We start from the raw sequence: 13634 nt of genomic DNA on the forward strand, positions 1-13634 counted from the left end.
GGTCGATCTGCCTGCTCGTCCGGCCGGCTGGGCTCGACCACGACAAGCCGCCGGATGGCGCGCTGCCGTGGCCCGGAGGCCTCGGAAACCGCAACAGGCGACCACGTGGTCGGTTGCTGCGGGCATGCTGTGGGGCCGGGACGAAAGTGATGCTTCGGGCGGTTGAAGGCCGCACCCCCGGGGTATGTTGACCCGGTCGCTGAACGGGGGTCGGCGGCTTGTCCGGTCACGAACGTGAAAGTCTCAAGCACCCGTCCAGGTCACCTACCATGAGTCGGACGAAGGCCCCCTGAGATGTCGAACGACGTGCACCTTCCGTCCGAAAGGCCCGGGTGCCAACCCCCATGAACCGACTCCACGAAGGCTTCGTCCTCGGTGGTCGCTACCGCCTCGAGCGGCGCATCGCCTCCGGCGGCATGGCCGACGTCTGGGCCGGGTCGGACGACGTCCTCAAGCGCCAGGTCGCCGTCAAGATCATGCGGCCCGACGCGGACCACGAGCGACTCTTCGCCCTGCGCTTCCGCGACGAGGCCGTGCACTCGGCCGGCCTCATGCACACGAACATCGCGACCGTCTTCGACTACGGCGAGGACGACGGCCTGGCCTTCCTTGTCATGGAGCTCGTCGACGGCGAACCGCTGTCGAAGATCCTCGCCGAGCGCGCCCCGCTCGAGCCGATGGAGGTCCGCTCCATCCTCGGTCAGGCCGCGCTCGCGCTCGGCGTCGCCCACGAGGCGCGCGTCGTGCACCGCGACGTCAAGCCGGCCAACATCCTCGTGCGTCCCGACGGCGTCGTGAAGCTGACCGACTTCGGCATCGCCCGCGCCCTCGACGCGTCGGGCCACACCCAGCACGGCGAGATGCTCGGCACGCCGAACTACATCAGCCCCGAGCAGGCCCTCGGCCACGCCGCCACGGGGTCCAGCGACCTCTACGCGCTCGGCGTCGTCGGGCACGAGATGCTCGCCGGTCGGCGACCGTTCGACCGTGGCACCCCGATCGCCACCGCCCTCTCGCACGTCAACGAGCCTCCGCCGCCACTGCCCGAATCCGTCCCCAAGGACCTGCGCGAGCTCATCGCCGACTGCCTGCAGAAGGATCCTGAGAAGCGCCCGACCAACGCCGCCGACTTCGCGATCCGTCTCGGCCTCGGCGACCACGAGGTCGTCGGTCTGGCACTGGGCCTCGCGCAGGCGATCACGGGGCAGGCCGTCGAGGACGAGCCCGAGCCGACCCAGGCGATGCCGCTGAACGCGCTCGACGAGCCTGAAGCGGCCCGCTGACCGACGCGTCCCCTGCCGGATGCGTCGGGCGCTGACGCGGCGACCGGGGTCGCGTGCGCTGGTCGGACGGGCGTCAGGGCCCGGTGACGCGGAGGCGGTAGCCGATGCCGTGCACCGACGTCAGCTGGCAGCCGGCGTCGGTGCCGAGTCGTTTGCGGACCCGCTTGACCGTCGACATCAGGGGCTCCTTGTCGCCGAGGAAGTCGGTGCCCCAGATGCGCTCCGTGAGCGCGGCGAACGACCAGACGCGGCCCACGTCCGACCCGAGCAGGGCCAGCAGGTCGAACTCCTTGGCGGACAGGTGGATGGGTGCCCCCCCGAGCGTCACCTCGCGGGCCGCGACGTCGATCCGCAGGTGTCCGACGGCGAGTGGCGGCGGGAGGCTCTGCGGCGCACCGGACTCGAGCGGCGGTCCGACGGCGAGCTCGGGTGAGGGGTGAGGACCGTCGGTGAGGGCGGGTTCGGACCCGACGGGTTGCAGCAGGGTGCGAGCGGCCTCGAGGTCGCTCGTGACGAGCACGACGGCGCTGTCGTGCAGCAGCTGGGCGACCTTCGTGGCGTCCCGCAGCGGGAGCCCGACGCAGAGCACGAAGCCTGCCTGGATCGAGTGTTGGAACATAGTGCCCCCTCGGCGACCGGTGGCGTGAAATATCTCCATATCAGAGGCACCGGTCCGCCCGTCCACCCCGTACGGCGTGGCTTGACCAAGATTTGACCGGATCCCGCCCGCGACTTGCCCGGATCTGCCCGCGTCGCGACCTGTCGAGCGGTTCTCCGTCTTGCCAGCGTGGTGAGCGTCCTTCCCACCCAAGGATGCCCGCGCGCTCGGGGAACTGCCGGGCCTGGTTCGACACGGAGGATCGATGAGAGCAACCACGAGAGCCCGACGGCTGACCATGGCCGTCGCGGCAGCGGTCGCCGTCCTGCTCACCGTCGCAGGACTCGGCGCACCGAGTGCCGACGCAGCGAGTCCCGATCCGAGGGACAAGCTCAGCGCGGCCGCCGAGCAGCGCCTGACGCAGAACAAGACCGCGGACTTCTGGGTCCGCATGACCGACACGGCAGATCTGTCCAAGGCCAGCCAGGTCAAGGACTGGAACCAGCGCGGCAAGGCGGTCTACGACGCACTGCGCAGCCACGCCGCGGCCTCGCAGCGCAGCGTCGTCGCCCAGCTCAAGGCCGCGAACGCCGACTACACGCCGTACTGGATCACCAACGCCGTGCTCGTCCGCGGCGGCACGCTCGGCCTCGCCAACACCCTCGCGGCGAACAGCCAGGTCAAGGAGATCATCGAGACCTCCGTCCTCGAGCTGATCAAGCCGGTGTCGGAGAAGCCGTCCCCGGGCACGATGGGCACCAACGCCGTCGAGTGGGGCATTGCCGCGATCAACGCCGACGACGTCTGGAGCACCGGCGTGACGGGCGAGGGCATCGTCGTCGCGAGCATCGACAGCGGCGTCGACGTCACCCACCCGGCGCTGAGGTCGAAGTACCGCGGCCTCCAGGCCGACGGCACGCTCGACAACAACTACAACTTCTTCGACTCCTCCGGCGAGTGCAACGCCGCGGGCGACCCGTGCGACACGGACGGCCACGGCACCCACACGATGGGCACCATGGTCGGCTCCGACGGCGCCAACCAGATCGGCGTCGCCCCCGGCGCCACGTGGATCGAGGCGAACGGCTGCAGCACGTGCGCCGACGCCGACCTCATCGAGTCGGGCCAGTGGATGCTCGCCCCGACGCGTCTCGACGGCAGCGCTGCCGACCCCTCGAAGCGACCCAACGTCATCAACAACTCGTGGGGCTCGCGCAACCCCTCGACCGAGCCGTTCATGGAGGACATCCAGAACGCCTGGGCCGCGTCCGGCATCTGGGGCCAGTGGTCCAACGGCAACAGCGGCCCCTCCTGCACCACGAGCGGATCACCCGGCTCGCGCACCATCAACTACTCCGCCGGAGCCTTCGACGTCGCCGGCAACATCGCGAGCTTCTCGGCCCGCGGCCCGGGCCAGGACGGCGGGACCAAGCCGAACATCTCGGCGCCCGGCGTCAACGTCCGCTCGTCCGTGCCCGGGGGCGGCTACGCCACGGCCAACGGCACGTCGATGGCCTCGCCGCACGTCGCCGGGGCCGTTGCCCTGGTGCTGAGCGCCGCACCCTCGCTCGTCGGTGACCTCGCCGGCACGAAGGCGCTGCTCGACGAGACCGCCGTCGACACGAGCGACCTGACCTGCGGCGGCACCGCTGCGGACAACAACGTCTGGGGCCAGGGCAAGCTCGACGCCCAGCGCCTCGTCGCTGCCGCCCCGGTCGGCGACGTCGGCCACCTCGCGGGCACCGTCTCCTCGGGTGGCTCGCCCGTCGCCGGTGCGAACGTCCAGGTGACCGGCCCGACGTCGCGCACCGTGACGACCGCTGCCGACGGCACCTACGACCTCACCGTCTCCGCCGGTGACTACTCCGTCCGCGTCAGCGCCTTCGGGTACGCGACGCAGACGCGCACCGCGACCGTCGCCGCGGGAAGCACCGCCACCGTCGACGTCGCGCTCGTGGCGGCCCCGCGGCACACCGTCTCGGGCACCGTGACGCTGCAGGGCGGCGCGCCCGTCGCCGGCGCGTCGGTGACGGTCAGCTCGGCGATCCCCGCCGCGACGACCGGCGCCGACGGCGCGTTCTCGATCGCCGACGTGCCCGAGGGCACCTACACCCTGGCCGTGAACGCGGGCGGCTGCACCGCCCCGTACGCGAGCGAGCTCGTCGTCGACGGCGACGAGACCGTCCCGGTGACGCTCGCGGCCCGGGCCGACGGCTACGGCTACACGTGCTCCGTCGGCAGCGGTGACTACCTGCAGGGCACGACGAAGACGACCCTCTCGGGTGACGACGCGGCGCTCGCCGTCGACCTCCCGTGGGCGTTCTCGTACTACGGCAACCCGTACGGCAAGGCGTACGTCTCGACGAACGGCCACGTGAACTTCCTCGCGTCCGTCACGGCGTACTCCAACACCGCGATCCCCAACCCGGCCACGCCGAACGCCGCGATCTACCCGTTCTGGGACGACCTCAACGTCGACGCGTCGGCCGGGGTCTACACCGGGACGACGACCGTGGGTGGCGTCGAGGCGTTCGTCATCGAGTGGCGCAACGTGCGCTCGTACGCCGACACCAACGCGCGCACGAACTTCTCCGTCGCGCTCCTGCGCAACGGCGGGGTCGTCATGGGCTACGGCGCCCAGACCGACGCCAAGCCGGTGCTCACTGGCACGTCGGCGACGGTCGGCCTCGAGAACGCGAACGGCACCGTGGCGTGGCAGTACGCGTTCAACACCGCCGGTTCGGTGGCGCCGCAGAAGTCGATCCGCTTCACGCCGCCGCCCTCGGGCGTGCTGAGCGGCACGGTCACCGACGCCAACGACCGCGAGCCCGTCTCGGGCGCCACGGTCACCATCACGCCGTCGACGGGCTCGCCGACGACGCTGACGACCGCGGCCGACGGCACCTTCAGCAGGGTGTTGTTCCTCGGCTCCTACGAGGTCACGGCGTCCGCGACGAACTACGTCACGCAGTCGACGAGCATCACCTTCGACAGCGACGGCGACACGGCGGAGTTCAGCCCGGCCCTCAAGACCGGCGTCGCCGAGATCACCGGCGTCACGGCCTACGACTGGGGCGTGCTCGGCAAGGGCGACGTCCGCACGGAGACCTTCACCGTGAAGAACACCGGCTCCGCGCCGCTCGCGTTCTCCTTCGGTGAGGGCGGTCGCAAGACGTCCTCGGCCACCGAGCGGCCCGCTGCCCTGAGCGGCGCGTCCGTCAAGGCCGCGACGAAGTCCGACCGCAGCGCGACGTCGGCCGAGGGCCTCTACAGCGCGACCCAACGGGCCGCGCAGAAGAGCCTCGCGGCCGCCCCCCACGCCGACGGTGACGTGCTGGCCTCGTGGAGCACGGGCCTGTCCGTCGCCTGGGGCGTCGGCTTCGACGGCAAGGTCTGGATCTCCGACCCGGAGGCGCAGACGAACACGACGTTCTCGACGGCCGGTGCCGCGCAGGCGACCTACCCCGGTCGCTGGGGCGGCTCGTGGAACGGTGACATGGCCTACGACAGCCGCACCGGCACGGTCTGCCAGGTCAACGTCGGCGGCGACAACGCGATCGTCTGCATCGACCCGGCGACGGGTGCCGAGAGCAGCCGGATCTCGGGCTCGCCGTGGACGGGCGTCTCGCAGCGCGGTCTCGCGTACAACGCCGCGGACGACGTGTTCTACATCGGCGGCTGGAACGAGGGCGTCATCTACACGGTCGCGGGCACCACGCACGCGACCCCGGGTGCCACCCTCGCGACGTGCGAGCCGGCCGAGCCGGGCATCGCGGGACTCGCCTACAACAACACGTCCGACACCATCTGGATGGTGCCGAGTGCGGAGACGACGGTGTTCTACCAGCTGTCGCCGGCCGACTGCTCGACGCTCAAGACGGTGGCCTACCCGGTCGCGGGCGACTTCCCCGGCTCCGGGCTCGAGTCCGACGACCAGGGCAACCTCTGGACGGCGAACCAGCTCGACGGCAAGGCCTACCTCGTCGACGTGGGCGACCCGGAGAACACCGACGTGCCGTGGCTGTCGGTGACCCCGACGTCCACGACCATCGCGGTCGGCGAGACGAAGACGTTCACGGTGGACGTCGACGCCTCGCTCGCCGAGCCGGGGGTCTGGTCGGGTGCGCTGACGCTCAACACGGGCGCCGGACGCAACCGGGCGGTCAACGTGCCGTTCCGGGCGGTCATCTCGGCCTACCAGGTCGGCGTCAACAACGCGGGTGGTGCGCTCGGCGCCAAGGACCTGTTCCGGTGGCAGGCCGACAAGGCGTACTCGGCCGGCAGCTGGGGCTACCTCGGCACCGGCACGAAGGTCGAGTCGACGAAGAAGGCCATCGCCGGGACCGACGACCAGACGCTGTTCCAGACGCGTCGCTCCGGCGCCCTGACCTACCGCTTCGACGATGCGCCCGCCGGCACGTACCAGCTGCAGCTCGGGTTCGCCGAGTTCACGGCGACCAAGCCCGGCTCGCACGTCTTCGACGTCAAGGTCAACGGCCGGTACGAGATCGTCGCCAAGGACATCGCGGCGGAGGTCGGCTCGTTCAAGGCCGACGTCGACACGCTCGTCATCGAGCACGCGGGCGGCCCGATCACCGTCGAGCTCGTGCCCCGGAAGGGACTCGGCTCACCGGTCGTCAACACCCTCAAGGTGCAGGAGCGTGGTGATCTCTGAGTCCTGAGGGGCAGGCGGACGGCCGTCGCCGGGACCTCCCGGCGGCGGCCGTCCGTGCCTAGGCTGGCGGCATGGCGACGCTGCCGCTCTTCCCGCTCGGCACCGTGCTCCTGCCCGGGGCGCGGCTGCCGCTGCAGATCTTCGAGCCGCGCTACGTGGCCCTGCTGCGCGACCTGCTCGCCGGTCAGCAGGAGCGTTCGCCCGTGTTCGGGGTCGTCGCGATCCGCGAGGGCTACGAGGTCGGCGACGACGGCGTCCGGGCGCTGCACCCCGTCGGGTGCGGGGCGCTGCTGACGCAGGCGGCCGCCCTGGAGAACGAGCGGTACTTCGTCGTCTCGGAGGGCACCCGGCGGTTCCGTCTCGAGGGCGTCGACGCCGAGGCCGGGACGCCGTACGCGACGGGCGAGGTGACGTGGCTCGAGGAGGTCGAGGGCGATGCCGTGGCCGTCGCCGAGCTCGCCGCGCGGTTGCGGGCGGCCCTCGTCTCGTTCGCGACGACGGTCGGCGCGAGCGAGATCGAGCTGGCCGAGGACGACCGGTTGCTGTCCTACTCGGTGCCGCAGACGGTGAGCCTCGACGTGGGCGACCGCCAGCGGCTCCTCGAGTGCGTCGACACCGAGTCGCGGCTGCGGCTCGGTCTGCAGCTGGTCCGGCGCGAGAAGGAGTTCGCGGCCACGCTCGGGGCGGTGGCCAACCCGCCGTCCTCGCCGCCCAACCTCAACTGAGGGGCGTCAGGAGAGGGCCGACCACACCTCGATGCCGACGACCCAGGTGGCCAGGGCACACGCCGCGACGAACGTCAGGTTCCAGAGGAGCCGTGGCACGTGCGTCAGCTGGCCCAGCACCGCCGGGTCGCTCGCGCCCGAGCGGTCGGCGAGCACCGCGAGCAGGTGGCGCCACGCGCCGACGAGCAGCACGACGCCGAGGCCGATGAGCACCTGCGCCTGCAGCGTGTCGTCGCGCCACCACCACAGCGCCGCCGAGCCACCGATCGCGACGAGCACGACGACGACGGTGAGCGCCGAGCGCACCCGCACCAGGGCGAAGAGCAGGATGACGAGCCCGGCCGTGATGAGCGGCGCGGACCAGCCGCGTCCGGCCGCCCACACCATGAGGGCACCGACGAGCGCCGGCGCGGGGTAGCCCGCCCACGTCGACGCGACGCGCCCCGGGCCGCGCGCGGGCCCGCGGGTGACGGCGTGGCCGGACATGTCCCCGCGCAGGACGAAGCCGGTGAACTGGCGGCCGACGAGGACGCCGACGACCGCGTGGCCGAGCTCGTGCACGAGGGTGACGACGAGACGGACGACGCGCCACAGCGGCTCGACGGCGACGAGGACGAGCGCCACACCGAGCACCACGACGACGCTCGTCGCGCCGATCGCGACGTCACCCGTCGCCGGCACGACGCGGTCGTGGACGGCGTCGAAGAGGTTCACGGACAGGAGAACCTAGCCGATGGGGATGTGGACGGCGCAGCCCGCCCGCGGCGACGCCGGGGGCGAGGCCCCGCACGCGCGTCGGCAGGACATCCGGCGCGGTTTTCGGCAGAGTCGGGGTCATGCGTCAGGGGCTCCGTCGTCGTGCGCCCGGCCGCCACCGGGCGCGTCGGGAGCCTGACAGACGTCGCTGGCGCCGACCGGTCCCGCTCGTCGGCGCCGCGCTGGTCGTGCTCCTCGCGCTGGTCGTGCCGTGGCTCTGGCAGTCCCGTCCGTTCGACCCCCGGCACGGCTTCGGACCGGACTACCCGCCGGCCGGCATCGGTGCCGCCCAGGCCCCGATCGGCGCACCGCCGAAGGCCCCGGGCGGCCGTGGCGGGTACGCCTTCATGCAGCTGCAGGCCGACGAGAGGCACCCGGTGGCCTACGACCCGTGCCGCCCCGTGCACTATGTCGTCAGCAGCGTCGGCCTCCCGGAGGGCGGTGAGGCGCTGGTACGCGAGGCCGCCGACGTCATGTCGCAGGCCTCGGGCCTGCAGTTCGTCTACGACGGCCTGACCGACGAGGCGCCCGACCCGGACCGCGACCCGTACCAGCCCGAGCGCTACGGCGACCGCTGGGCGCCCGTCTACGTCGCCTTCGCCACCCCCGACGACGTTCCCGGCCTCGCGGGCGGGGCCATCGGCCTGGGTGGCAGCACGCCACGCGCGGCGGGCGACGGTCTGCTCGTCTACGTCACGGGCGCGGTGTGGCTCGACCGTGACCCGATGACGGCCCTGCTCACGGCGGGCCGCCGCGACTCGGCGCGCGCCGTCGTCGAGCACGAGATCGGGCACGTGCTCGGGCTCGGGCACGTGCAGGACTCCTCCGAGCTGATGTGGGAGTCGGGCGGTGCGGTGTCCGGTCCCGCCGACGGCGACCGTCGAGGCCTGGCGATCCTCGGTCGCGGCTCCTGCCGCCCCGACCTCTGAGCGTCGGTCCCCGCCGTCTCCGCGCCCTCAGCCCGGCAGCGCGTTGGGGTGCCGGCGCAGCAGCACCTCGAGCAGCAGGCGGTGCAGGGGCGCGTCGACGCCCGACTGGGCGGCGAGGCGTACGACGGCGCCGGTCCAGGCGTCCAGCTCCGAGGGGCGGCCCTCGAGGAGGTCGCGCTGCAGCGACGTGGTGGCGTCGGCCGGCTGGTCGTCGACGAGGCCATCGTCCCGTCGACGACCGTCCCGGGCAGCCGTATGCCGCGTGCCCGGGCCAGCGCCTCGACCTCGCGCATCGCGTCGCGGAGCAGCCCGCGGCGGGCCGGGTCGCCGCGCAGCTCACCGATGGTGGCGGCCAGGGCGGCGCCGAGGCCGCCGAACGGCACCACCATGAGCATCTTCGACCACAGCTCGGCCCAGATGTCGTCGGGCACGGGTGAGGCGGCCCCGGAGGCGCCCACCGCGTCGCGGAGGCGGCCGACCCGGTCGGAGGGGCTGCCGGGCCGGGGCTCCCACTCGTCGAAGGCGAGCGAGGCCGGGCCCCCGGCGTGGGTGATCCTCCCGGGACCGTCGATGAAGGCGAAGATCTTCGCGATGCCGGGCAGCACGGCCCCGCGCCCGACGACCGACGCGACCTGGTCGGGGGCCTCGACCCCGTTCTGGGTCGTGACGACGGCGGTGTCCGGACCGACCAGCGACCGCAGCGTCTCGAGCACGGGCGGCAGCTGCCACGTCTTGACGGCGAGCAGCACCGCGTCGACCACGCCGACCGTCGTCGGGTCGTCGGTGGCCTTCGCGGGTCGCACCGTGAAGTCACCGGCGACGCTCGTCACCTGCAGGCCGCGGTCGCGGATCGCCTCGAGGTGCGCGCCGCGCGCGACGAAGGTGACGTCGTGCCCGGAGGCCGCGAGACGGCCGCCGAAGTAGCCGCCGATCCCACCCGTGCCCAGCACTGCGATGCGCATGAGCGCACCTCCTCGTCCTCGGGCACGCGTGCCGAGCCCTCGACAACATCATCGCGCCCGGAGCCGGTCCGGAGGTAGCGTCGCCACTGGACCGTCTCGACCGTCTGCCGAGACGCAGCCGGAGGAGGCCTCATGGAGCTCACCACCACGGTCAACGACGAGTCGCGGGTCATCGAGGTCGACGGCACGGAGGCCGCGGTCGAGGTCGTGCGCGACCAGCTCGGTCTCACCGGGACGAAGCTCGTCTGCGGCAGCGGCGTGTGTGGGGCGTGCACGATGCTCGTCGACGGTGAGCCGGTGCTCGGCTGCCTCACGCCGGCCACACGGCTGCGCGACTCCAGCGTCACCACGGTCGAGGGCATCGCCGACGGCGATGAGCTGCATCCCGTACAACGCGCGTTCGCACACCATGACGGTCTCCAATGTGGTTACTGCACACCGGGATTCGTGGTCGACGCCGTCGCCTTCCACGACCGGTGGCGCACCGAGCGCGGCACCGAGGAGCCCGACCGCGAGACCATCGCCGACGCACTGGCCGGCCACCTCTGCCGCTGCGGCGCCTACGAGGGGATCTCCCGCGCCGTCGCTGCGGCCTGCCGTGGCGAGCACGACGACGGCGTCGGCACCGTGGAGCGCGTCGACTCACCGGAGAAGGTCACCGGCTCCGCCGTCTACACCACCGACGTCACCCTGCCCGGGATGCTGCACGCCGCGTTCCGCCGCTCGGACGTCGCGGCCGGCACCGTCGCCCCGGTCACCTTCCCCCCGGGCGTCGTCGGCATCGACCTCCTCGCGCAGGCGGGCACGGGCGACCGGCGGGTGCGCTGGGCCGGGCAGCCCATCGCGGTCGTCGCCGCCGAGTCGGCAGCGGAGGCGCGACGGCTGGCGCGCAAGCTCGACGTCAGGGTGACCCCGCAGCCGTTCGTCCTCGACCCGGCCGAGGCGGTCCGTCCGGGTGCACCGCTCGTCTACCCGACGCGCGACGACCGCAAGGCCGCGCCGAGCGCCGGCGAGGGCGGGTCGATGCCGGCGCCGTGGGACGGCAACCGGCACGGCCCGGCGCGGACGCCGTTCCTCGGCACCGTGGCCAAGCGGCGCATCGCGTCAGCGCGGTCAGCGCAGTCGGCCGGACGGTCGGGACTCGTCGAGCTCGAGCTGCGTACCGGTGTCCAGGTGCACACCGCCTTCGAGCCGCACGCCTGCGTCGCCGACTGGAGCGACCCGCAGCACCTTCGGGTGTGGCTCAGCACGCAGGGCGTCGACCTCATGCGGGCCGAGATCGCCGCGCACTTCGGGCTCGACCCCGCCGAGGTGGAGGTGGTCGCCGAGTACGTCGGGGGCGGCTTCGGGGCGAAGCTGAGCCTCACCATGGAGGCGATCGGCGCGATCTCGCTGAGCCGGATCGCGCGGCGACCGGTCAAGCTCGTGCTCGACCGGCACGAGGAGCTGACCGGCACCGGCAACCGACCGGGCAGCCGCAGCCGCGTCTCGCTGCTGGTCGACGTCGGCACGCACGCCGTCAAGGCCCTCACCGTCGACACCGAGAGCCATGCAGGCGTCGCCATCGGCAACAGCGTCGCGGCGCTCGCGATGCTCATGTACGACCGCACCCCACGGTTGGCGCGCGACGTCGACGTCGTGACCAACGCGCCGCCGGGTGCGCCGTTCCGTGGCCCGGGTGGCCCGACGAGCGCGTGGGCGCTGGAGTCGACGGTCGACGCGGTGGCGCACCGGACCGGCCGCGACCCCATCGGGCTGCGGGCCCAGTGGGACGGCAACCAGAAGCGGCAGGCCCTCTACCGGTGGGCGAGCGGGCTGCCGACCTGGCAGCAGCGGACGGCGGCGGGCAGCGGGTCGGGCCGGTTCCGGCGCGGCGTCGGCGTGGCGACGGGCAACTGGATCTACATCGTCGACCCCGACTGCGAGGTGGTCGTGTCCGTCGCGCGCGGGCGGCTCGTGGCGTCGACCGCGAGCCAGGACATGGGCACCGGCAGCCGCACCGTCGTCGCCCGCGCCGTGGCCGGGGTCTTCGGCGTCGACCCCACGGAGGTCGACGTCCGGCTGGGGCGCTCGCACGCGGGCACGACCCACGGCCCCGCCTCGGGTGGCAGCCGCACGACGGTCTCGCTGTGGTCGGCCGCCGTCGAGTCGGCGACCAGCCTGCGCGACCGCGTCGGTCGGGACCTCGACGCGGCGCCCGACGGCGCTTCCGCCACCGCGAAGCGCGGCGGCGACCGCGGACTGCGTGCCGTCCCGATCAGCATGAACGGCATCCAGATCGGCCGCGGCTTCTCGGCCGCCGTCCACGTCAGCGAGGTCGAGGTCGACACGCGCACCGGCAGGACCCGGGTGCTGCGCGTGCACGGCGGGATCGCCGTCGGGCGCATCCACGCGCCGGTTCTCGCCCGCAGCCAGTGCGAGGGCTCGGTGATCCAGGGCATCGGCCTCGCCCTCTACGAGAACCAGGTGCTCGACCCGCACACCGGGCTCACCCTGACCGCCAACCTCGAGGACTACCGCATCCCGCAGCTCGGTGACACCCCGGAGATCGACATCCACTTCCACGAGGACGGCTGGGACCGGGTGCCCGGCGGCGGAGTCGGCCTCGGCGAGGTTGCGACGATCAGCCCCGCCGCGTCGGTGGGCAACGCCATCTTCAACGCGACCGGCTGGCGGCCGCTGTCGCTTCCCATCCGCCCCGACCGGATGCTCGAGGGTCTGCGTTCGGAGGTGGCGCGGTGAGCGTCACGATCCTCACGGCGTACGACGAGCGTCCCGACGGCACCGGCGATTTCGTCTACCGGGCGGGAGGCACCGACCTGCAGGAGCGGCTGCGCACGACCGGCGCCACTCCGCACGTGCTCGACCTCACCGGCGTTCCGGGGTTCGCGGGCATCGGGCACAGCGATGCCGGCACGACGATCGGGGCGGGCACCACGGTCGCGACGGTCGCACGCGAGCTCGCGGGCGACTACCCGGCACTCGCGCTGACGGCGGCCGGCCTCGCCACCCCGCAGGTGCGCGCGATGGCGACCGTCGGCGGCAACCTGCTCCAGCGCACGCGCTGCTGGTACTTCCGCCACCCGCACACGTCGTGCTTCAAGTCCGGCGGCGACGGCTGCCCGGCGCGCGACGGCCGCCACCTCTACGGCAACGTCTACGACACCGCGCCGTGCGTCCACCCGCACCCGTCGTCCCTCGCGATGGCCCTGCTCACGTACGCAGCCACCGTCGACACGACGCAGCGTGGCGGTCTCGCGGTCGGTGACCTCCTCGGCGACGGGTCCGACCCGAGCCGGGACCACCTGCTCGCCGACGACGAGGTGCTCACTCGGGTGGTGCTGCCGGCTCCCGTCGAGGGCGAGCGCGCCGCGTACTTCCGGGCGATCAGCCGCTTCGAGGCGGAGTGGCCGCTCGTCGAGGCGGTCTGTCGCGTGGTCCGCAGCGGTGACGGTCGAGTCACGGAGTGCGGCCTGGCGATCGGGGGCGTCGCACCGACTCCGTTGCGGCTCAAGGCGGTCGAGGACCTCCTCGTCGGCACGACGCTCGACGACGAGGCGGTCGGGGCTGCCGCGCGCGCGGCGACGGAAGGCACCAACCCGCTGCCCGAGACGGGCTACAAGGTCGACCTGGTCGAGGGTGTGGTCCGCGAGGTGCTGGAGCGGGTCAGCGGGTGAGCAGGTCCGTCGTCTCCGGACGCTCGGTC

Annotated in this window: 8 protein-coding genes and 1 pseudogene; 6 read left to right on the forward strand and 3 right to left on the reverse strand. The window is 72.9% G+C overall.

Annotation, left to right across the window (positions count from 1 at the left end):
• Window positions 1-344: 344 nt before the first annotated feature.
• Window positions 345-1283: a serine/threonine-protein kinase gene (locus AC3A5R_RS11150; protein WP_487620829.1), complete on the forward strand. Its 939-nt coding sequence runs from the start codon at window positions 345-347 to the stop codon at window positions 1281-1283.
• Between the two features lie 73 nt (window positions 1284-1356).
• Here AC3A5R_RS11150 and AC3A5R_RS11155 read toward each other — a convergent pair whose 3' ends face one another.
• On the reverse strand, window positions 1357-1902 hold the full coding sequence (locus AC3A5R_RS11155) for a winged helix-turn-helix domain-containing protein (protein ID WP_487620830.1): 546 nt from the start codon (window positions 1900-1902) through the stop codon (window positions 1357-1359).
• Window positions 1903-2146: 244 nt separating this feature from the next.
• On the opposite strand from AC3A5R_RS11155, the gene AC3A5R_RS11160 reads away from it, so the two are divergent.
• Both AC3A5R_RS11160 and AC3A5R_RS11165 read left to right on the forward strand, forming a co-directional pair.
• Window positions 2147-6556: a carboxypeptidase regulatory-like domain-containing protein gene (locus tag AC3A5R_RS11160; protein WP_487620831.1), complete on the forward strand. Its 4410-nt coding sequence runs from the start codon at window positions 2147-2149 to the stop codon at window positions 6554-6556.
• A 71-nt stretch (window positions 6557-6627) separates the two neighbouring features.
• On the forward strand, window positions 6628-7281 hold the full coding sequence (locus AC3A5R_RS11165) for an LON peptidase substrate-binding domain-containing protein (protein ID WP_487620832.1): 654 nt from the start codon (window positions 6628-6630) through the stop codon (window positions 7279-7281).
• 6 nt (window positions 7282-7287) lie between these two features.
• Here AC3A5R_RS11165 and AC3A5R_RS11170 read toward each other — a convergent pair whose 3' ends face one another.
• Window positions 7288-7995 carry a M50 family metallopeptidase gene (locus tag AC3A5R_RS11170; protein ID WP_487620833.1) on the reverse strand — a complete coding sequence of 236 codons (708 nt, stop codon included), beginning with the start codon at window positions 7993-7995 and terminating at the stop codon, window positions 7288-7290.
• Window positions 7996-8117: 122 nt separating this feature from the next.
• Between AC3A5R_RS11170 and AC3A5R_RS11175 the strand changes: the two genes are divergently transcribed.
• Window positions 8118-8966: a matrixin family metalloprotease gene (locus AC3A5R_RS11175; RefSeq protein WP_487620834.1), complete on the forward strand. Its 849-nt coding sequence runs from the start codon at window positions 8118-8120 to the stop codon at window positions 8964-8966.
• A gap of 27 nt (window positions 8967-8993) precedes the next feature.
• Here the strand turns inward: AC3A5R_RS11175 and AC3A5R_RS11180 are convergent.
• Window positions 8994-9928, reverse strand: a pseudogene (locus AC3A5R_RS11180) (2-dehydropantoate 2-reductase).
• Between the two features lie 132 nt (window positions 9929-10060).
• On the opposite strand from AC3A5R_RS11180, the gene AC3A5R_RS11185 reads away from it, so the two are divergent.
• Entirely contained in the window at window positions 10061-12670 is a 2610-nt protein-coding gene (locus AC3A5R_RS11185) for a molybdopterin-dependent oxidoreductase (protein WP_487620835.1), read from the forward strand.
• A complete protein-coding gene (locus AC3A5R_RS11190; RefSeq protein ID WP_487620836.1) occupies window positions 12667-13605 on the forward strand; it encodes an FAD binding domain-containing protein in 939 nt (312 codons plus the stop codon). Before AC3A5R_RS11185 ends, AC3A5R_RS11190 begins: the two co-directional genes overlap by 4 nt.
• The last annotated feature ends 29 nt before the right edge of the window (window positions 13606-13634 follow it).

It is taken from the genome of Intrasporangium sp. Soil_C_50 (assembly GCF_057656595.1).